Genomic DNA, 19433 nt, shown 5'->3' with positions numbered 1-19433 from the left:
CAGTTGCGCAGGCAGGCCGGGGGTCGGTCCACTCCGCATGCGCCGACCGGCCGTCCGGCGCACCCTGTGAGCGTGGGGAAGGAGGTCACGTGAACCTGAACCGATATCCGCCCATCGCCGAGCACGGCATGGTCGGCGATCTTCAGACGGCCGCGTTGGTGTCCTCCGGCGGAACCATCGACTGGTGGTGCACGCCCCGCTTCGATTCCCCCAGCATCTTCGGCTCGCTCCTGGACCGTGAGCGGGGCGGCCACTGCCGGCTCGCCGCGGAGCTTCCGGAGGACAGCGGTGCCACGGTCCGCCAGCTGTACCTCTCCGACACCGCAGTCCTGGTCAACCGCTTCCTGGCCCCCGGTGGCGTCGGCGAGGTCGCCGACTTCATGGCACCGATCGAGGGCAGGGTCCCCTCGGACCGGCACCGCCTGATCAGGGTCGCCCGGGTGGTCCGGGGCAGCCTGGCCTTCGACTTCAGCTGCCGCCCGCGCTTCGACTACGCGCGCGCCGGCCACTCCCTCACCCGGCCCGACGACCACACGGCGGTCTTCCACGGCCCGGGGACCGACCTGCACCTCCAGGCCACCGACCGCGTCACGCTCCGTACCGACGGCGACGACGTCACGGCCCACTTCACCCTCGCGGCCGGCGACGTGGCCGCCCTCGTCCTGACCGGCACCGCGAGCGGCGCCCCGGCCCCGGACCTGCCCTCCCTGGCCGGCATCGCCGACGAGCTGGAGGCATGCCGTACGTTCTGGCACTCCTGGATGCGCTCGTCCACCTACCGGGGCCGCTGGCGGGACATGGTCAACCGCTCGGCGATCACCCTCAAACTCCTCACCTACGCCCCCACCGGGGCGCCGATCGCCGCGGCGACCATGGGTCTGCCCGAGCAGATCGGCGGCGAACGCAACTGGGACTACCGGTACACCTGGGTCCGCGACGCCTCACTGTCGGTCCGGGCCCTGATCGACCTGGGCTTCGAGGAGGAGGCCCACGCCTTCCGGCGCTGGCTGCGCGACCGTATCGAGGCGGGTGCGACCGCCTCGGGCGACCCCCTGCAGATCATGTACCGGGTGGACGGGGACCCGTACCTGCACGAGGAGACCCTCGACCACCTGGAGGGCTACCAGGGCTCCAGACCCGTACGGGCGGGCAACGCGGCAGCCGACCAGCTCCAGCTCGACATCTACGGCGAGGCGGCCGACGCCCTCATGGTGGCCGACGACATGGGCGCCATCCGCGGCTGGAAGGCCATCAGCGACGTACTGGACTGGCTGGCCGGCAACTGGGACCGCCCCGACGAAGGCATCTGGGAAACCCGCGGAGGCCGCCAGAACTTCACCTACAGCCGGCTGATGACCTGGGTCGCCCTGGACGCCGGTGTCCGTCTGGCGACCGCCCACTCCCGCCCCGCCGACCTCGCCCGCTGGACCGCGGTGAGGGACACGGTGTTCCGGCAGATCGTCGAACGCGGCTGGAACGAGGAGCGGCGGGCCTTCGTCCAGCACTACGACACCCACGTCCTGGACGCGTCCCTGCTGCTGATGCCCCGGGTCGGCTTCATCTCCCCGCGGGACCCGGACTGGCTCAGCACCCTCGACGCCATGGACCGGGAGCTGGTCAGCGACAGCCTGGTCTACCGCTACGACCCCGCGGCCTCCCCCGACGGCCTGCGCGGCTCGGAGGGCACCTTCACCCTGTGCAGCTTCCTGTACGTCGAGGCCCTGGCCCGGTCCGGCAGGCTCCACCAGGCCCGGTACGCCTTCGACAAGATGCTCACCTACGCCAACCACGTCGGCCTGTTCGCCGAGGAGATCGGCCCCTCGGGCGAACAGCTGGGCAACTTCCCCCAGGCCTTCACGCACCTGGCCCTGATCGCGGCGGCCATGGCCCTGGACGAACAACTGGACAAGGCGGAAACCCGCCCGACCCCGGGCACCGGCCTCAGGTACAGCCTGGGACGGGACTAGCCCCAGACGCCGAAGACCCCCAGCCGTGATCGGCTGGGGGTCTTCGCGCTTGTGCCCCCGGCAGGATTCGAACCTGCGACACCGGCTTTAGGAGAGCCGTGCTCTATCCCCTGAGCTACGAAGGCGGGGATCTGTCTACAAGCGTGTCTAGAACCGCACGGCGCAGACGCGCCTGGCCTGACATGCTTCGGACAGACTAGCGATCTTCCCCGAGGGGCGTCTCATCGCGGCCAGTGTAGCGGGTGCTGTGTGGGACGTACGGGCAAATGTTGCTCGTGAGGGCTCCGAGGCAGGGGTACGACTGTGATCGTGGAGGTACCTCTCAGGGCGAGGTCAGGAGCAGCTGAGGGGGTTGAGTGCTCGGGTGATCGAGTTGTTCACCCACGCGTAGCCGCAGCGGTTGAAGGATGCTCACAGCGCGGCTGCCGCCTCACCCTCTCCTGAAGCGGACCCAGCTCACGAGCGTTCGACCGGCCCGTCTGGGAGCCGGCCCACGGTACGGCCGGCGGTCAGGAGCGCAACGCCCTCGGGGAAGACTTCCCGTCGCCGTGCCGACACGAAGGGCACAGAGGACGGAGGGGCCCCGGTAGCCGATAGAGAGTTTCGCAGGCCCCTATTGAGGCACCGATCAACCGGTGCCGAAGCTCCACTGCTGGTAGAGCGGGTCATTGGGGGCCTGGGACCACTGCTGGACACGGGCGCCATTGGCAGAACTGCCATTGTTGGTCTCAAGGAGCTTGCCGCTGTTGGCGTTGACGATATGCCCGAATTGGAAGAACCACCGCTGTGTGGCGATTCCCGCACAGGCCCACTGCTGGGCCGGTGCGCCGTTGTCCTTGCGGGAGTCGGCAATTTCCAGACATTTACCGCTCTTGTTGTTCACGACGTAGTAGCTGCCGTCGCTGTTCCTGTTGAATCGCCAGACTGCTCCAGGCTGGCCGTTGCAGTCCCATATTTGCGCGCGAGCGCCGTTGCTGCTGCTGGAGTTCTCGATCTCGAGGCACTTCAGTTTGCCCCACAGGCTCGAGTTCTGCACGAGGGTGTCCGGGTTGGCTGCGAAACTGACATTGGGTAGCGCCATCACCAATCCGAATGCAGCGACGGTCGTGGCTCCGTATTTGAAGCGGACGTTCACAGGGTCAATCCTTGCCTCTGGCCTTGCAGTGCACACAGTGTCAGGAGGCAGCGCCGGGGCACTTTTGCGAGAACTGAAATGAGGCGACGAATGAATGCGGGCTGAGCTGTCCTGTAACAGCCGCTTGCCACGAGACGGTCGCACACTCGAGATCATTTCGCCCTGCGGTATCGCCCGATCCAATCGGTTTCAGCCGGTTTAGGAGCAAGGCTGTCCGAAAAGGGGCAGCTGTGACCGAGTGGGTAAGATGATCAGGTGCGCCCCCCGGCGCGTGTGGTCGGCTAGGTGGAGAATGAAGTGGCACGAATCAAGCGGAAGGCGCCGCTCGTCGCCTTGACGGCAACCGGAGTCGCGCTTGTAGCCATTGCCGTGTACACACTTTCCGGTCCGGAGTACACGGTGGAGTCCGGCCCCTTCGCCCAGGACACCCACTGCACGCGGGTGGTGGACGGACTTCCCGCCGAACTGATGGGCATGAAGCGCGACTCGCTGAAGGGAGCCGGGGTCGCCGGATGGGGGGACGGCTCCATCGTGCTGCGCTGCGGTGTCGAGCCCCTCGCCCCGACCATCAACACATGCATGAATGTGAACGGCACCGACTGGGTCCTCGATGAGGAACGCGCCGAGCGTGAGGGCGTACGCGTCCTCACCACATACGGACGCGTCCCCGCAGTCGAGATAGCTTTCGCCCAGTCGAACCAGTCGGCGGGCGACGCTCTGATCGCCATCGACCGGAGCGTGCGGGCTATACCCCAGCGGTCCAAGTGCATTGGACTGGGCGATACCTGACGTCCAGTGGGCGCCAAGGAAGCCACGCCAGTCGGCAAAGTCAGAGCCGGCCCGGCATCGACGTCGACCTCGGCGCCCGCCAGTGATTCGAAGCCGGCGTCCTGGCAAACAAGGCCGGTGGCTCGACCGAGACTCAGTCCCCAGGTCGGGCGCCTGGGGACTGAGGCATGTCCGCAGTGGACCGGCTGCTCCGCTCGTCGATCCGAGCCACCACGACGCCGCAATCCGCGGGAGTGTCAGTTTCTTTGTGTAAGCCCTGGTGCTGACGTCTTTCCGCTGGTTCGTGGGTTACTACTGGTTGTCTGTGACGCGGTCGCCGTAGTAGCCGGCGAGGGTGTTGATGGCTTCCTTCCAGTTGTGGGTCCGGCCGGTGGGGTTGCGCCGGTTGGGCTGGCGGTCCCGGATGACGAGGTAGAGGACCTTCAGTGCCGCTTCCTCGTTCGGGAAGTGTCCGCGGCGGCGGGTGGCCTGGCGGAAGCGGGAGTTCAGGGACTCGATCATGTTCGTCGTGTAGACAATCTTTCGGATCTCGGGCGGGAACCGCAGGAACATCACGAAGTGTTCCCAGCTACGGCGCCAGACCGCGACCAGGGCCGGGTAGCGGGCGCCCCACTCGGCCTCGAACTCCGCGAACCTGGCCTCGGCCGCGTCCGCGGTGGCGGCGGTGTAGACCTGGCGGAGTTCCTTGGCGATCTGGGACCAGTGTTTGGTGGACGCGTACTTGAGGCTGTTGCGGACCATGTGGACCACACACAGCTGGATGTCCGCGAGGGGCCAGATCGCAGCGATGGAGTCGGGCAGGCCCTTGAGGCCGTCGCAGCAGGCGATCAGGACGTCCTGGACCCCGCGGTTCCTGAGTTCCGAGAGCCAGGCCATCCAGGTCTTGGCACCCTCGCCACCGGTGCCGACCCACATGCCCAGGATGTCTCGCTCGCCTTCGAGGTTGATCCCCACCGCGATGTAGACGGGCCGGTTGGCGACCGCCCCGTCACGGATCTTCAGGACGATCGCGTCGATCATGACGACGGCGTAGACACGGTCCAGCGGCCGCTGGCGCCAGGCATCCAGCTCGGCACTGATCTTGTCGGTGGCCTTGGAGATCGTCTCCCGGGAGACGTCCACATCGTAGATCTCCGCGAGGTGGGCCTGGATCTCGCCGGTGGTCAGGCCTTTCGCGTAGAGGGAGAGGATGGCCTCGTCGAAGCCCTCCACCCGCCTGGTGTGCTTGGGCACGACCTGCGGGGTGAACGTGCCGGCCCGGTCACGCGGGATGTCCAGCTCGACCGCCCCCACGTCCGTCAGGATCCGCTTGCGACTCGTGCCATTGCGGGAGTTGCCCGACCCGATGCCTGCCCGGTCGCCCTTCTCGTAGCCGAGGTGGTCGGCCATCTCGGCCTCCAGGGCGCCTTCCAGGACCAGCTTCACCAGCCCCTTGAGCAGCCCGTTCTCCCCGACCAGGTTCACGCCCTCGGCACGGGCCCGCTCCACGAGCTGTCCGGCCAAGTCACGTTCTGATTCCGCCAGTCGAGCCAACTCGGCCCCCGTCCGTACGATGTCTTCACGGGGCCGGTCGTCCTTGATCCCTATCAGTGATCCTTCCCGGCAGAGACCACGTCTCATGCCTTACGGGTCACACCGGGGCATACACAAACTTCCGGACAATCCCTCAAAGCGTCGTATAGCTATGACGAACCAATCAGGGGCAGCGGTGGCGGCGCAACGCGGTCCTGACATCGAGCGTCACGAGGCTGTTCACTCCCGCCAGCGGGCGCGATATGCGAGAGGTGAAATTTTCATCTCCAGCTATTCTGCTCAATCGCTGAAATCGGGACTCTTGACATGGGGGGATCCTGCGAAGAAAAACAAGTTCGAGATGGAGGCCAACCTGTGGTGGGGCAGCTATGAATAGCGCGAGAGTCACGGCCGGCATGGTTCGGGGAGTTGGGAGGGGGCTGGTTCCGGCAGCAGTAGCCACTTTGGCTCTGATGGGAGTTACGGCTTGCACGCCCGCCCCCGTGCCGCTGTTGGCGGTGGAAGCTACAGATTCGGGTACTGTGCGTTTGCTGATAGCCCCATGTCGTGACTTCGACGTCTACCAAGTCTCCGTTATCCGTGACGACGATGAAGGAGAACTGGAAATGTGGGCGGTGAGCAGCAATCTCAGTCCGGGTTCGCCGGGGGAGGTGGAGTTGTTCAGCACTCCTTCAGGCTGGCATGTCTATGAGTCGACGCTGAGGGATCTCAGTCGTCCCGGCAAGTACGTTGCCAATCTGGATGGAGCCGTCAAGGGATCCAGCCTTGAAGGTCGGGTCGTCTTCACCGTCGAGAAACTGCAGGCGCTGAACGCGGGCGAGGTGGTCACGGGAATCAGCGGCGACAAAATCATGGATCGGAGCGAGTTCATGAAGGCGGACGCGAAGCGCTGCGACGCCTAAGCCCTGGTGTCCGAGTGGTCGGCGCAAGGTGAGAAAGCCGGCGGCCCTGAGGGTTGTCTTGCGGTGGACCGCGCAGGTCCGTCAGATGAGCGGACCCGGCCCGGCACGTGACGTGCCGGGCCGGGCCGGTGTTCAGAAGCCCCAGCTCTGGCTCGGCGCCCGCGTGGGGATGGAGAGGGGATTGCGGTGAAGCTGACGCCAGGGGTGTGGAAGTGGGTGACGTGGGCTGTCGGCCTTGGTGTTCTGGTGGTCGGCGTCTCGACGCTCCCCGACTTCCGAGGCAACGAGTTCACGGTGGTTGTCACCTTGGGAATGGGAGGCTGGGTCACCCTGGTCGGTCCATTCGTGCGGGTCAGTGTGGACGCCAGAGGACTCCGGTATTGGGGGGTCTTCAAGTGGAAAAGATTCAGATGGGCCGAAGTGGCCGCCATTGGCGTGCAGCCGCTCGGCGGTAACGGCCTGATGGACGCCGAGGCGCCTGTGGTGAAGACCATGGACGGCCGGGAGACAGTGCTTACCGCCATGGCCGGTTACTCGCGTGGTGCCTCGTCAACGAGCAGCCCTGGCGGAAGGTGCCGGGGCGGCTCGGTTGCAGAGGGCCTTGGGACCTGCTTGACCGGTCAAGCCTGCGAGCGCTGTGCTCGTGTGGAGTGCCTGCCTCAGTTTGCCGCCTGCTTGATCAGGGTGGTGATGCGGGACTCGGTGGTGGGGGTCAGGTTCGTCAGAGCGTAGGAGGTCGGCCACATGGTGCCTTCGTCGAGGGCCGCCAGGTCGCTGAAGCCGAGCGTGGCGTAGCGCGTCTTGAATTTCTGCGCGCTCTGGAAGAAGCAGACGACCTTGCCGTTGCGGGCGTACGCCGGCATTCCGTACCAGAGCTTCGGCGCGAGGTCCGGGGCGGCGGCGCCGATGATGGCGTGGAGGCGCTCGGCGAGGACGCGGTCTGCTTCCGGCATCTCGGCGATCTTGGCCAGTACGTCTGCCTCCGCATCCGCCTTGGCCGCACGCGGGCCGCGGCGTGCGGCCGTCTTCAGTTCCTGGGCGCGTTCCTTCATCGCGTCGCGTTCCTCGTCCGTGAAGCCCTCGTACTTCTCGGCGGGCTTTCCGGGCGTCTTCTGCGTGGTCTTGGTGGTCATGGTTGCTCTCCTTGGGGGGTGGTCCTTGTGCGCTCGGCGCGGCGCGCCAGGACGTAGGCGTACGGCGAGGCGCCGTAGGCGCGCCGGAACTCGCGGCTGAGGTGCCGGGGTGCCATGTGCGCGTCGCGGGCGAGGGTCTCGACGTTCAGCGGCCCTGCGTACTCGCGGTCGATCCGGTCGCGGACGCGGCGCAGCCGCGCGAGCTCGGTCAGGCGCAGTGCGGCGATCCGTGCGTGCCGCCACGCGGGATGGCACATGGCGGAACTCCCTTCAGCCGAGCTGCTGGATGCGGATCAGGTTGCCCGCGGGATCGCGGAACGCGCAGTCGCGGACGCCGTACGGCTGGTCGGTCGGCTCCTGGACCACCTCGGCGTCGCAGGCCTGCACCTTGTCGAAGGTGCCGTCGAGATCCGGGGTGGCCAGCAGGATCCAGCCGTAGGTGCCCTTGGCCATCATTTCGACGATGGTGCGGCGCTCGTCCTCGGTGATACCGGGGTCGGCGGCGGGTGGCGCCAGCAGGATCGACGTGCCCGGCTGGCCTACGGGGCCGACCGTGATCCAGCGCATCTTGCCCTGCCCGACGTCGCTGCGGACCTCGAAGCCGAGGATGTCGCGGTAGAAGGCCACGGAGGCGTCCGGGTCGTCGTGGGGGAGGGCGGTGGTGTGGATGGTGAGGTCCATGGCCGAAACGTTAACTCCGGTCCGGGGGAGGGTGCTTCTCCAATCCTGACCGGTCTTGTGCCGGGGGTCCGGGCGGGTGACGATCACGGGGATGGAGGATCATGCCGAAGCCGCGAGGGCGGGCGACGACGTCGCCGCCATGACGGCAGCGCTGCTGGAGACGGACCGGACGTACGGTGCGCGGTACGCCGCGCCCGCTGCGCTGCAAGCCGTCCGTACGGCTGCCCGTACGGCGTCCCGTACGGGCTCCCGCAGGCCGCCCGGAGCGGCGACGCTGGCGGAGCTCTTCGAGGTGGCCGGCTGGATCCTCTTCGACGCGGAGCAGCACGCGGCCTCGTACCGGCTCAACCGGCGGGCCCTGGCCCTTGCCCGGGCGGATACCAGTCGCACAGCATCCGTCGAGTTGCTGACCCTCTCCGTGCTGTGCATGCAACACGCCCACCTGGGCCGCCCCCGCGACTCCCTGCGCATCTCGTCGGCTGTCCTGGCGGGACCGGGGCTCCCGGAACGGGTGGCCGCGATCTTCCGGGTGCGGGAGGCGCGTGCGCAGGCCCAGATGCAGCAGCGGCGCGCGGCCCTGGGGTCGCTGAGCGCCGCCCGGGACCTGCTCGCCGACGGGCCCTCGGACCGCGACCCGGCCTGGGCCTGGTGGTTCGACCGCGCCGAACTCGACGGACACCACGGACTCGCCCACGCCGAGCTCGGGGACCTGGACCGGGCCGCCGAGCAGCTCCACGGAGCGGCGGCGGCCGGCGATGCACCCGCCTACCGTTCGCTCTTCGCTGCCGAGCTGGCGGACGTACTCGCCCGGGCAGGCGCATGGCGCGAGGCGGACGCCTGGCTGTCCACCCTCCTCGACTCCGTTCCCCGCATCGGCTCGGTCCGCGCCCTCAACGCCCTCGGGCGCGCGGCCCGCACCATCGAGCACGCGGCCGGTGTGCCCCGTGCCCTGCGCGCTACGAACGGGCAGCTGAGCGAGCTCCTCCGGCGGGAACGGCGGGAACGGCGGGAACGTTCGAGGGCGTGTGTGGCGTCCCCACCCGTGTGAACGAGAACGGGTGGCGCGGGCGGGTCATCGCCGGCACGGCGGTCGGGACGGCCCTGCTGATGCTGTTCCACGACCGGGTGCCCAACCGGATCGGGAACCTCGGCAGCCTCGTGCAGACCTTCCTGCCCTGGACCGGGGTGCTCGTCGCCGTCCTGGCCGTGGTTGTGCTCGCGTGTGCGCGCGGCTCGCGGGCCGCGCTGGTCGGGGTGCTCGTTCCCGCGCTCGTCTGGGTGTCGCTGTTCGGGCCCGGCTTCCTCGACCGGGCGGCCGACGCGGCCGACGCCTCCGGGGCCGCCGACGCCGTCGGCGATCTCACCGTGGTCACGCACAACGTCGACGACGCCAATCCCGACCCGGCCGGCACCGCCCGCGCCCTCGTCGCGTCCGGCGCGCAGATCATCGCCCTCGAGGAACTCGTCCAGCCGGCCACCGGCACCTACGAGCGCGCCCTCGCCGCCACCCACCCCCACCACCAGGTGCACGGCACCGTCGGCCTGTGGAGCACGTACCCGATCCGCGACACCCGCCCGGTGCCGATCATGCCGTGGACCCGGGCCCTGCGCAGTACGGTCGACACCCCCAAGGGCCCGCTCACCGTGTACGTCGCCCACCTCGCCTCCGTCCGCATCCGGCCGGAGAGCGGGTTCAGCACCGCCCGCCGCAATGCCGCCGCCGCCCGCCTGGCAGCCGAGCTGGCCGCGGACCCGGAGAGCGCCCCGCCCGGACGCACCCTGCTCGTCGGGGACTTCAACGGCACCACCGACGACCGGGCCCTCGCCCCCCTCTTCTCCGGGTTCCGGCCGGCCCAGCGCGAGGCAGGCGCGGGTCTCGGATTCAGCTGGCCCGCCGCGTTCCCGGTCGCCCGGATCGACCACATTCTCGTGCGCGGTGTCGAACCCGTCGCCGCCTGGTCGCTGCCCGCCACCGCCAGCGACCACGTGCCGGTGGCCGCCACGCTCCGCCTCTGATACATCAGCGGCGCCGGATGTGCGGAACGCACCCCTCCGCAGGGTCTGGCCTGGGAGACTCCGCCGGGTGGACAACCACATCTCCGGCGGCACCCACTTCGGCCCCGTCATCCAGGCCGGCACCGTGATCATGCAGGACGCTTCCGCCATGTCCGCGTCCTTCCGCGTGCCCGCCATGCTGCCCCACGTCCCCGACGGATTCGTCGACCGCGAGGCGCTCCGCGCCGAGCTGGACCGGCTCGCCGCGGGCCTGGCCGGCCGCAGCTCACCGCTGGTGGTGCTGCTGGACGGTGCGCCCGGCGCCGGCAAGAGCGATCTGTGCGTGTACTGGGGCCGGACCACCGCCCAGGAGCGCTTCCCCGGCGGGGTCTTCTACGCCGACCTGACCGCCGCCGCGGCATCGGGTGTGTCCGGTGTGTCCGGTGTGTCCGGCGCGGCCGATCCGGCCGCCGTGCTGGAGTCCTTCATCGGTGAGCTCCGCGCCCCCAGAACCGCCCCGGCGGCCTCGTCCGCGCCCGACGCCGCGACGGCCCTGGCGGCCCTGTCGGCACGATTCCGCAGCCTGACCGCCGACCGCCCGTGCCTGGTCGTGCTCGACGGCGTGGTGCACGCCGGCCAAGTGCCCTCGCTGCTTCCCGGGCACCCGGCCGGCATGGTGGTCCTGACCAGCCGCAGCCCGCTCGACCGGCTCCGCCGGGGCGGCAGGGTCAGGCCGGTCCGGCTCACCGTGGGCGGGCTGGACGAGCCTGCCTGCGCCGAGTTGTTCCGGGCCGTGGCCGAGCTGGACGACGTACCCGATCCCGCGGAGTTCCGTACGGTCGTCCGGGCCTCGGCCGGCCTGCCGGGCCTGCTCCGGCTCGCCGCCGCGCAGGCCGCCGATCCACTGCTCGACGGCTTCACCGGGCTGGTGGGCCGGCTCGCCGCGCACGGCTCGATGCTGGAGGCGCTGGACGTGCCCGAGGACGAGTACTACGCGCAGGCCGCCCGCGCCCTGCTCGGCGACTCCTACGCGGTGCTCGGCGAACGGGGCCGGCGCACCTTCCGGCTGCTCGGCGTGCACCCCGCGGCCGAGTTCGCCGACGAGCTGGTGGACCGGCTGGCCGGCGCCCCCGGGGTGCGGGCGGAACTCCACGAGGCCGGGCTGCTGGAGCGGGCCGGGGACGGGCGGTTCCGGATGAACCCGGTGCTGCACGCGTACGCCGCCGAGCTCGGCCGGGCCGAAACCGCCGAGGCGCTCCCGCTGATCACCGACTGGTACCTGCGGCGGACCACGGCCGCCGAAGCCCTGGTCTCCGGGCGCTGGCGGTACGGTCCCCACTTCGCCGAACCCGGGCCGCCCGAGCCGCCCGAGCCGGTGTTCGCGGACGTGGAAGAGGCACTGGACGCGCTCCAGGCCGAACGGCACACCCTGGTCGGGCTCGCCGAACTGTGCCGGGTGCACGATCCGGCCGCGCTCTGCCTGCTCGCCGAGTCCCTGCACGGGTTCTTCTTCCGGCGCGGCCACCAGTCGCTCTGGGTGCAGGTGAACCGGCTGGCGGTGGACGCAGCCGCCCACACCCCCGGCCTCGGCGGGCTGCCGCTGGCCCGGATGCACTTCGAGCTCGGCTTCGCGCTGCTGGACCGTGGCTCGGTGCAGGACCTGGCGGAGGCCCGCGCACAGTACGACGCGGCCCGCGAGACGGCCCGCCGGATCGGGCACGCCCGCACCGAGTCCTCCGCCCTGGAGGGCCTTGGCCAGATCGCGGAACGGAACGGCGACCCGGCGGCGGCGCTGGACTTCTACGCCGCGGCCCTGACCGCCCTCGGGGACACCGAACACCCGCGGGGCCGAGCTCTGTTGGCGTACCACCAGGGGCGGGCGGCGAGCGCCGCCGGCGAGCACGAGCGGGCGGCTGCCCAGCTGGCCGAGGCCCTGCGGAGCTTCGAGGCGCTGCCGAGGCGGGATCCGCACAACGAGGCGAAGATCCGGGTCCGGTACGCGATGGCCCGGCTCGCGGCCGGCCGGCCCGAGGAGGCGGCCGGACCGCTGGAGGCGGCGCTCGCCCACTACCGGGCGTCCGGCCGGCCCGGCGTGGACGAGGCGGACGCGTTGCTGGTCAGGGGACGGCTGCGGGCCGCGCAGGGCGAGCCGGAGGCCGCCCGGGCCGATTGGCAGGCCGCCCTCGACCGGTACGAGCTGCTGCGCAGCACCCGGGCGGCGGAGGCCCGCCGGCTGCTGGGCCCGGCCTGATCCGGTCAGGCCGGCCGGAGCGTCAGCTGCGCCACGGTACCGCCGGCTTCGAGTGTGCAGGTGCCTTCGGCACCGGCGAGCAGCGCCGATGCGGCCAGCACGGGATCCGCACCCACCGCGGTGAACACCCTGCCCCCGCGCAGGTGCAACCGGCCCTCGGCCACCACCAGTTCGCAGGCCGGGTGGCGGTCGAACAGCTCGGCCGGGGCGGAACCGCGGGCCAGCAGGACCTCGGCGGAATCACGCCGGCCGGGCACCGGTTCGGCCTCGTCGGCCAGCAGGTGCGGATCGGCGCCGAGGTGGGCGGTACGCCGGCCCTGGAGGTCGGCGGGGTAGCGGCGTACGGTCACGCGCTCCCCGGACACGACCGCATCGACGTACAGGGCCTGGCCCACCGGGCTGCGGGCCTCGGCCGGGAGCTCCGGCACCGAAACCGGCACCGGAACGGGACGGGGTGGGCAGGCGGTCTGCGGCACGGGCAGCTTCAGGTGCCTGTAGCAGAGCTCGCGGAACAGCTCCAGGGCCTGCCCGGGGCGGGAGGAGACCCGGTCGGCGGCGACGGGAAGCCGGACGGCGTCCGCCAGTTGCCGGGCCAGTGGCCGGGTGGGGCAGATGCGGGGGAGCCGCTCGCCGAGCCAGGCCATGGGGGAGCCGGGGGCGACGGTGTGTTCGTCGAAGGCGGCGAGCAGCCCGGGCAGGCCCTGGGCGGCGGCGTAGAGGGAAAGCGAGCCGTGGTCGCCGACAAAGGCGTCGGCAGCGCAGATCGCGGCCTTCCAGGTGGGCCCGGCGGGGGAGGGCAGGAGGAGCCCGGCGCGCCGGCAGGCGGCCAGCCAACTGCGGATCTGCCAGCCGCCGTGGCCGTACCAGACATTGGGGTGAACGGCCGCGATGACCCGGAATTCGTCCTGGGGCAATTCGGCGAGGGCCCGGCTGATCAGCTCGAAGGAAGCGCCGAGCAGAGAACGCTCGCTCCAGGTCGAGCTGACGAGGAGGAGTTTTTGGCCGGGGCGGATTCCGAGGGCCGCGCGGTATTCCGAACGGAAGGGGCGGGAGGCGGCGAGTTCGTCGAGGACGGGGTCGCCCGCCACCCATGCGTACGGGAGCGCCTCAGGGCAGTCCCGGCGCAGCCGGGCCCGCTGTTCCTCGTGCGAGAGGAGGATCGCGGACGGGACGACCGCACCGTCGTGCAGCAGCCACTCCGCGGACAGCCCGAATGCCCCGGATTCCGGATTCCGGATTCCGGATTCCGGATTCCGGATTCCGGATTCTTGCTGAGTTTTTTATTGTAGCCAGCCCCGTGCGGGGCGCCAATGAGCGGTGCGGAAATCTTTTCCAATTCTCCACCGCGGCTTGTGCTCACCGCCAGGTCGAACCGTTCCCGCAGCGCCTCTTCCCATGGAATGAAGAAAAGGTCATGCGCGGCGACGAATTCGGCGATTCCGCCCTCGATGGCGGAGGAACCCGTGCAGGTGAACACCGTGCGCACCCGTGGATCGTCCCCGAACACGGTGAGCAGATCGAGCAGCCGGGTTGCCGAGGTCACGTTGTGGATCACGCCCAGGACGGTGCGTTCGGCCGGCACGGTCAGCCAGCGCCGGTCCGGCAGCCCCCGCTCCACCCGCATCCGGTACCCGCGCCTTCCTGTTCCCGTCCGTGTTCCCGTAGTTCCCGATCCGCATTTCCCGATCCGCCCCCGGCAGCTTCAGCCTACGGCTAGCGTGAACCCATGGAACCGGAGCTCACAGCACTGGCGATGTCGGCGGCGACCGCGATGGTCTCGGCCATGGTCGGTGAGGCATGGACACAGGCCAGCGAACGGATCACGGGCTTCTTCGGCCGCCGCGGCCGGGACCCGGAGGCCGTGTCGGCCGAACTGGAAGAGTCCCGAGCGGAGTTGGTGGCCGCCGAGGCGGAGCAGGACACCGCACTCGCCGAGGACATCGAGAGCGAGTGGCGACTCCGGCTGAGCCGCGCGCTCCGCGCCGATCCGGCCGCCGCCGCGGAACTGCGCGCCCTGCTGGCCGAGATCGCCCCCGAGGCGCCCCCGGCGGGGTCGGTGACCGTCAACAACACCATCAGCGGCGGTACCCAGCACGGCCCGGTCTTCCAGGGCGAGAGGTTCGACGGCACGACCATCAACTGGACGCCGCCACAGGTTCCGCAGCCCCCGCAGCCCGGAGCCTCCTGAGACGCACGCCCCGCGCGGCGCATTGGGCGAATTCCAGCGAGATCCGTTTCGGACCGGACCTCCGGGTTCATGAGATCGGTGACTGGCCCGCTCATACGAAAAGAGAGCCACCGATGGACTTCCTTCGTCCTGCCAGCTGGGAGGAGGCGCTCGCCGCCAAAGCCGAGTACCCCACGGCCGTGCCGATCGCGGGCGGCACCGACATCATGGTCGAGATCAACTTCGACCACCGCCGCCCCGAGTACCTGATGGACCTGGGGCGCATCGAGCTGCTGCACACCTGGGAGACCGGCGAGGACGTCGTACGGCTCGGCGCCTCCGTCCCGTACACCCGGATCATGGAGAACCTCCGGGCCGAACTGCCCGGTCTCGCGCTCGCCTCGCACACCGTCGCGTCCCCGCAGATCCGCAACCGCGGCGGGGTCGGCGGGAACCTGGGCACGGCCTCCCCGGCCGGCGATGCCCACCCCGCGCTGCTCGCCGCCGGTGCCGAGGTCGAGGTGGAGTCGGTCCGCGGCTCCCGGCTGATCCCGATCGACGCGTTCTACACCGGGGTGAAGCGGAACGCGCTCGCCGCCGACGAGCTGATCAAGACCGTGCACATCAGGAAGGCGGACGGCCCGCAGCAGTTCTCCAAGGTCGGCACCCGCAACGCCATGGTCATCGCCGTCTGTGCCTTCGCCCTCGCCCTGCACCCGGAGACCCGTACCGTCCGCACCGGCATCGGCTCCGCCGCCCCGACCCCCATCCGGGCCCGGACCGCCGAGGAGTTCCTGGAGGCGGCGCTCGAGGAGGGCGGCTTCTGGGATTCCGGCGAGATCATCACCCCCTCGGTCGCCAAGCAGTTCGGCGACCTGGCCGCCGCCTCCTGCAACCCGATCGACGACGTCCGCGGCACCGCGAAGTACCGCCGCCACGCTGTGGGCGTCCTGGCCCGCCGCCAGCTGCTCTGGACGTGGGAGGAATTCCGGGCCGGGGTCAGGGGCGGGTGATCCGCACCCGGTAGCTGCCGTTGCGCAGTTCGCCGAGCACCATGACCTTCACGCCCGCCTTCTCGTCGGTGAAGGTCTCGCCGGGGCCGAACGGCGCGTCCGAGAGCTCCGCGTGCACATTGGGACGGCGGGTGCAGCCCCCGCTGGTCTCCGTGCTGTCCGAGACCGTGACCGGTCCCTGCCCGGTGTCCACGGCAGAGTTCACCTTGTAGACGAGCACGCCCGGCTTGCACACCGCCTCGTCGTTCCCGGCCCGGGTACGGACCTCCACGGCGTAGCCGGAGCTCTCCGACAGCGGTACGAAGGCCAGCTTGGTGCCGCCCTCCACGGCCAGCGGGGACAGTACGTGCTCGCTGGTGCCGGACCGCGAGGCACAGCCGATCTGCTTGCCGTCCAGCCAGCCCAGCTTCCACTTGTGCCAGCCGAGCAGGTCGTTGTTGGCGCCCCAGTCCTCGCTCATGATGTCCCAGTGGCCGACCGCGCCGCCGCCGTCGGCGGTGTAGAGGTCGGGCAGCCCGAAGACATGGCCGTTCTCGTGCGGCAGCACCCGGTAGCCGGTCTCCGGGTAGGAGCCGGAGCCGTCGTCCTGGCGGCTGTAGACGAACGAGGTGTTCGCCAGCGGCACCCCGTCGACCACCGGCGCCTCGCCGTTGCCGGAGAAGGTCACCGAGAGCACGGTGTCCAGGGCGGACGGGCCGGCATTCGGCGTGACCAGGATGTTCACCAGGTCGTACCGGCTGAAGTCGACCTCCTCGTCGGCGGCCTTGGCGATGTGCTCGACCAGCTGCCGGTAGCCCGGCTCGTAGGCCGAGCCGCGCTCGATCCCGTACGCCGCGAACGGCATCGGCATCCGCAGCCAGGTCCTTATCGGGGCCTCCGGCTTGTAGCTGAGCCGTCCGTAGGAGCTGGTGCGGAACCAGTCGGAGGTCTGCGGGAAGAACTCGGCGAGCCGGTCGAGGGCGGTGCCCTCGCCCTTGGCGTCGGGGAAGTCGACCATCAGGTTCAGGGCCCGTACCTCGCCGGTGCTGCGCGCGTACCCGGGCGGGGTCGGCAGCCCTTCGGACATTTGGACGCCCATGGTCTCGGCGATCCGGCAGGGTGCCAGCGCGCTCTCGTTGGCCGCCGCCACCGGCCCCGGGGCGGACTGGGGCCGGTGGGCGTTCCCGCCGCTCGCGGTGACCGTGACGCCCAGAGCCAGCGCGGCGATGCCGATGAACGCGCTGGTGCGGCGGGGTCTGCGTATCCGTCGGCGGGTCTGCGTCATGAGAATCGCCCTCGGGTCCGCGGCAGTCGGCCGGGCCCGGACTGCGCTCTGTTCGATCACCCTCCGCCGGGCGCGCCGCGCCCGCGCGCCGGGAGCGTCCGAACGTGGAACGACATGTGGCCCGGCTCACACTCAAGGGTGAAATAACCGGGGATCCAGTCCCCGTTTAACCCGGTGTCCTCGAAAACGGGGATCGACTCCCCGTTTGGGGCAGGACAGGAAGGCGGAGGCCGCTCGTGAAGGGTCAGCAGGGGCCGCAGGGGCCGCAGGATCTGGCGGAAGGCAGTGTCAAGGTCGTGCGTCCGCGCGCGGACGCGCTCCGCAACCGGGAGCGGATCCTCGCGGCTGCCCGGGAGACCTTCGTCGAGCACGGCGCGGACACCCCCTTCGACGAGATCGCCCGCCGGGCCGGGGTCGGCAATGCCACCCTGTACCGGCACTTCCCCGACCGCGCCACCCTGGTGCACCAGGTCGTCGTCTACGTCATGGGCCGGGTCACCGCCCACGCCGAGCGGGCCCTGGCCGAGGAGCCGGACGCCTTCGCCGCGCTCGTACGGTTCACCCATGCCGCGGCCGACGAGCGGATCGGCGCCCTGTGCCCCATGCTCTCCGGGGACTTCGACCGGGACCACCCCGAACTCCACGCGGCCCGCGCCGGGTTGGAAGGGGCCGTCGAGATCCTGATGGCCGCCGGCCGGGAGGCCGGACTGCTGCGCACGGACGTGGCCGTCGGCGATCTGATGATCGCCCTGGCCCAGCTCAGCCGGCCGCTCCCGGGAACCGGCTGCCTGGACGCGGACCGGTTCGTCCACCGTCATCTGCAGCTGTTCCTGGACGGGTTGCGCACTCCGGCCCGCTCCGAGCTGCCGGGCGCCGCGGCCACCCTCGAGGACCTGAGGCGAAAAGCCATGTAACAAGCATTTACCGCCTTTACCGCCACCTTTCATACGTTTCATACGTTTTTCATCACTCTGCACCGTGAAGTGGGTACCCCCATGTCCAAAACCGCCCCGCCCGGCCTTCTCCAGAAGGCCGACCCCAGCCGCTGGAAAGCCCTGGTCTTCATCGCCCTGGCCCAGCTGATGGTGGTCCTGGACGCGACCATCGTGAACATCGCGCTGCCCTCCGCCCAGCACGACCTCGGCATCTCCGACGGCAACCGGCAGTGGGTCATCACCGCCTACGCGCTGGCCTTCGGCGGCCTGCTCCTCTTCGGCGGCCGGATCGCCGACAAGTGGGGCCGCAAGCGCGCCTTCGTCATCGGCCTGATCGGTTTTGCCGCGGCCTCCGCGCTCGGCGGAGCCGCCCAGGGCGAGGCCGCCATGCTCGGCGCCCGCGCCCTCCAGGGCGCCTTCGGTGCGCTGCTCGCCCCGGCCGCGCTGTCGCTGCTCGCGGTGATGTTCACCGATGCCAAGGAGCGGGCCAAGGCCTTCGGTATCTACGGCGCCATCGCCGGCGGCGGCGGTGCGGTCGGCCTGATCCTGGGCGGTGTCCTCACCGAGTACCTCAACTGGCGCTGGACCTTCTTCGTCAACATCCCGTTCGCCGTGGTCGCGGCCGTCGGCGCCTACCTCGTCATCCGCGAGCCGGCCGGCACCCGCAACCGCGCGCCGCTGGACGTCCCCGGCGTGATCCTCTCCACCCTCGGCCTGGTCGCCCTGGTGTACGGGTTCACCCGCGCCGAGTCCGAAGGCTGGTCCGACCCGGTGACCGTGGGCCTGTTCATCGCCTCGGCGGTGCTGCTGGCGGCCTTCGTCCTCACCGAGTCCCTGGTCCGCTCCCCGCTGCTGCCGCTCCGCGTCCTGCTGGAGCGCAACCGCGGAGGGGTCTATCTCTCGCTCGGCCTGGCCGTCATCGCGATGTTCGGCCTGTTCCTCTTCCTCACCTACTACCTCCAGGTCGTGAAGGGCTATTCGCCGGTCAAGACCGGCTTCGCCTTCCTCCCGATGATCGCGGGCATGATCACGGGCTCCACCCAGATCGGCGCCCGCCTGATGACCCGGGTCCCGCCGCGCCTGCTGATGGGCCCCGGCTTCCTGATCGCCGCGGTCGGCATGCTGATGCTGACCCAGCTGGAGGTCGGCTCCTCCTACCCGGCACTGATCCTGCCCGCGCAGCTCCTGCTGGGCCTCGGCATGGGTACGGCCTTCATGCCGGCCATGTCCCTGTCCACCCACGGGGTGAACCCGGCCGACGCCGGCGTCGCCTCCGCGATGGTCAACACCTCCCAGCAGGTCGGCGGCGCCATCGGCACGGCCCTGCTGAACACCATCGCCGCCTCGGCGACCACCGCCTACCTCACCTCGCACGCCACGGAGGCCGCGGCGGGCGGTGCGGCCGGACGCCTGGTCCAGGCACAGGCCATGGTGGAGGGCTACACCGCGGCGATCTGGTGGGCGGTGGGCATCCTGGCCGCCAGCGCGGCCATCGCCTTCGCCCTGATCAACACCGGCCGTCCCGGCGGCCCGGCGGTCAAGGCCGGCTCCGGCCAGGGCTCCGCCGACGACGAGGCCGAGGCCGAGATCAAGATCCCGGTGATCGCCCACTGACCCGCGCGGGCCCACTTCACACGGCGGACGGGCCGCCCTCGGACATCCGGGGGC

At 70.4% G+C, this 19433-nt stretch carries 17 protein-coding genes, 1 tRNA gene and 1 pseudogene; 11 read left to right on the top strand and 8 right to left on the bottom strand.

The window, feature by feature from the left end; all coding sequences use genetic code 11:
* Positions 1-95 precede the first annotated feature (95 nt).
* A complete protein-coding gene (locus tag DEJ50_RS13745; protein ID WP_150212112.1) occupies positions 96-1967 on the top strand; it encodes a glycoside hydrolase family 15 protein in 1872 nt (623 codons plus the stop codon).
* Positions 1968-2019: 52 nt separating this feature from the next.
* Here the strand turns inward: DEJ50_RS13745 and DEJ50_RS13740 are convergent.
* Together DEJ50_RS13740 and DEJ50_RS13735 are read right to left on the bottom strand one after the other, a co-directional pair.
* Positions 2020-2092, bottom strand: a tRNA-Arg gene (locus tag DEJ50_RS13740).
* A gap of 503 nt (positions 2093-2595) precedes the next feature.
* The gene (locus DEJ50_RS13735; protein ID WP_190344462.1) at positions 2596-3102 is read right to left on the bottom strand and encodes an RICIN domain-containing protein; all 507 of its coding nucleotides are present in this window, start codon (positions 3100-3102) and stop codon (positions 2596-2598) included.
* 369 nt (positions 3103-3471) lie between these two features.
* Between DEJ50_RS13735 and DEJ50_RS13730 the strand changes: the two genes are divergently transcribed.
* The gene (locus DEJ50_RS13730; protein WP_190344460.1) at positions 3472-3891 is read left to right on the top strand and encodes a DUF3515 family protein; all 420 of its coding nucleotides are present in this window, start codon (positions 3472-3474) and stop codon (positions 3889-3891) included.
* Positions 3892-4182: 291 nt separating this feature from the next.
* Here the strand turns inward: DEJ50_RS13730 and DEJ50_RS13725 are convergent, their stop codons facing one another.
* On the bottom strand, positions 4183-5511 hold the full coding sequence (locus DEJ50_RS13725) for an IS256 family transposase (protein ID WP_411757602.1): 1329 nt from the start codon (positions 5509-5511) through the stop codon (positions 4183-4185).
* A 64-nt stretch (positions 5512-5575) separates the two neighbouring features.
* Here DEJ50_RS13725 and DEJ50_RS13720 point away from each other — a divergent pair, with 64 nt between their 5' ends.
* Both DEJ50_RS13720 and DEJ50_RS13715 read left to right on the top strand, forming a co-directional pair.
* The gene (locus DEJ50_RS13720) at positions 5576-5800 is read left to right on the top strand and encodes a hypothetical protein (protein ID WP_150208273.1); all 225 of its coding nucleotides are present in this window, start codon (positions 5576-5578) and stop codon (positions 5798-5800) included.
* 106 nt (positions 5801-5906) lie between these two features.
* Positions 5907-6326, top strand: coding sequence for a hypothetical protein (locus DEJ50_RS13715; RefSeq protein WP_150208271.1), 420 nt, complete (start codon positions 5907-5909; stop codon positions 6324-6326).
* Positions 6327-6985: 659 nt separating this feature from the next.
* Here DEJ50_RS13715 and DEJ50_RS13710 read toward each other — a convergent pair.
* From DEJ50_RS13710 to DEJ50_RS13700, 3 genes and pseudogenes are all read right to left on the bottom strand, one after another.
* Positions 6986-7459 (bottom strand): iron chaperone, encoded by a 474-nt coding sequence (locus DEJ50_RS13710; protein WP_150208269.1) that lies wholly within the window; start codon positions 7457-7459, stop codon positions 6986-6988.
* 29 nt (positions 7460-7488) lie between these two features.
* A pseudogene (locus tag DEJ50_RS13705) lies at positions 7489-7716 on the bottom strand (AraC family transcriptional regulator); the annotation flags it as partial.
* Between the two features lie 13 nt (positions 7717-7729).
* Positions 7730-8140 (bottom strand): VOC family protein, encoded by a 411-nt coding sequence (locus tag DEJ50_RS13700; protein ID WP_150208267.1) that lies wholly within the window; start codon positions 8138-8140, stop codon positions 7730-7732.
* Positions 8141-8231: 91 nt separating this feature from the next.
* Here DEJ50_RS13700 and DEJ50_RS13695 point away from each other — a divergent pair, with 91 nt between their 5' ends.
* The 3 genes from DEJ50_RS13695 (at position 8232) to DEJ50_RS13685 (ending at position 12386) form a co-directional block, all read left to right on the top strand.
* Entirely contained in the window at positions 8232-9188 is a 957-nt protein-coding gene (locus DEJ50_RS13695) for a DNA-binding protein (protein WP_150208266.1), read from the top strand.
* On the top strand, positions 9185-10156 hold the full coding sequence (locus DEJ50_RS13690) for an endonuclease/exonuclease/phosphatase family protein (RefSeq protein WP_411757601.1): 972 nt from the start codon (positions 9185-9187) through the stop codon (positions 10154-10156). Before DEJ50_RS13695 ends, DEJ50_RS13690 begins: the two co-directional genes overlap by 4 nt.
* A 67-nt stretch (positions 10157-10223) precedes the next feature.
* Complete coding sequence (locus DEJ50_RS13685; RefSeq protein WP_150208262.1) at positions 10224-12386, top strand: hypothetical protein; 2163 nt, start codon at positions 10224-10226, stop codon at positions 12384-12386.
* A gap of 5 nt (positions 12387-12391) precedes the next feature.
* On the opposite strand, the gene DEJ50_RS13680 is transcribed toward DEJ50_RS13685, so the two are convergent.
* A complete protein-coding gene (locus DEJ50_RS13680; RefSeq protein WP_150208261.1) occupies positions 12392-13474 on the bottom strand; it encodes a hypothetical protein in 1083 nt (360 codons plus the stop codon).
* A gap of 638 nt (positions 13475-14112) precedes the next feature.
* On the opposite strand from DEJ50_RS13680, the gene DEJ50_RS13675 reads away from it, so the two are divergent.
* The gene (locus DEJ50_RS13675; protein WP_150208259.1) at positions 14113-14574 is read left to right on the top strand and encodes a hypothetical protein; all 462 of its coding nucleotides are present in this window, start codon (positions 14113-14115) and stop codon (positions 14572-14574) included.
* A gap of 113 nt (positions 14575-14687) precedes the next feature.
* Positions 14688-15566: an FAD binding domain-containing protein gene (locus DEJ50_RS13670; RefSeq protein WP_150208257.1), complete on the top strand. Its 879-nt coding sequence runs from the start codon at positions 14688-14690 to the stop codon at positions 15564-15566.
* Here the strand turns inward: DEJ50_RS13670 and DEJ50_RS13665 are convergent.
* Positions 15553-16830, bottom strand: a complete 1278-nt coding sequence (locus tag DEJ50_RS13665; protein ID WP_150208256.1) for a M6 family metalloprotease domain-containing protein — start codon at positions 16828-16830, stop codon at positions 15553-15555. The two genes, DEJ50_RS13670 and DEJ50_RS13665, sit on opposite strands and share 14 nt — an antisense overlap.
* Positions 16831-17126: 296 nt before the next feature.
* Between DEJ50_RS13665 and DEJ50_RS13660 the strand changes: the two genes are divergently transcribed.
* On the top strand, positions 17127-17744 hold the full coding sequence (locus DEJ50_RS13660) for a helix-turn-helix domain-containing protein (RefSeq protein ID WP_317852538.1): 618 nt from the start codon (positions 17127-17129) through the stop codon (positions 17742-17744).
* A gap of 81 nt (positions 17745-17825) precedes the next feature.
* Positions 17826-19379, top strand: a complete 1554-nt coding sequence (locus DEJ50_RS13655; protein WP_150208254.1) for an MFS transporter — start codon at positions 17826-17828, stop codon at positions 19377-19379.
* Positions 19380-19433: the final 54 nt, after the last annotated feature.

Source organism: Streptomyces venezuelae, assembly GCF_008642295.1.
GTDB classification, from domain to species: Bacteria; Actinomycetota; Actinomycetes; order Streptomycetales; family Streptomycetaceae; genus Streptomyces; species Streptomyces venezuelae_C.
Note: the sequence above shows the minus strand (reverse complement) of the source record. Positions and strands in the feature narration are given on the sequence as shown.

Bases quoted from the DNA above. Each gene is read 5' to 3' on its own strand.
- DEJ50_RS13720 (WP_150208273.1), top strand. From the start codon at position 5,576: ATGACGAACCAATCAGGGGCAGCGGTGGCGGCGCAACGCGGTCCTGAC.
- DEJ50_RS13670 (WP_150208257.1), top strand. From the start codon at position 14,688: ATGGACTTCCTTCGTCCTGCCAGCTGGGAGGAGGCGCTCGCCGCCAAA.
- DEJ50_RS13725 (WP_411757602.1), bottom strand. From the start codon at position 5,511: ATGAGACGTGGTCTCTGCCGGGAAGGATCACTGATAGGGATCAAGGAC.
- DEJ50_RS13700 (WP_150208267.1), bottom strand. From the start codon at position 8,140: ATGGACCTCACCATCCACACCACCGCCCTCCCCCACGACGACCCGGAC.
- DEJ50_RS13710 (WP_150208269.1), bottom strand. From the start codon at position 7,459: ATGACCACCAAGACCACGCAGAAGACGCCCGGAAAGCCCGCCGAGAAG.
- DEJ50_RS13695 (WP_150208266.1), top strand. From the start codon at position 8,232: ATGGAGGATCATGCCGAAGCCGCGAGGGCGGGCGACGACGTCGCCGCC.
- DEJ50_RS13675 (WP_150208259.1), top strand. From the start codon at position 14,113: ATGGAACCGGAGCTCACAGCACTGGCGATGTCGGCGGCGACCGCGATG.
- DEJ50_RS13655 (WP_150208254.1), top strand. From the start codon at position 17,826: ATGTCCAAAACCGCCCCGCCCGGCCTTCTCCAGAAGGCCGACCCCAGC.
- DEJ50_RS13665 (WP_150208256.1), bottom strand. From the start codon at position 16,830: ATGACGCAGACCCGCCGACGGATACGCAGACCCCGCCGCACCAGCGCG.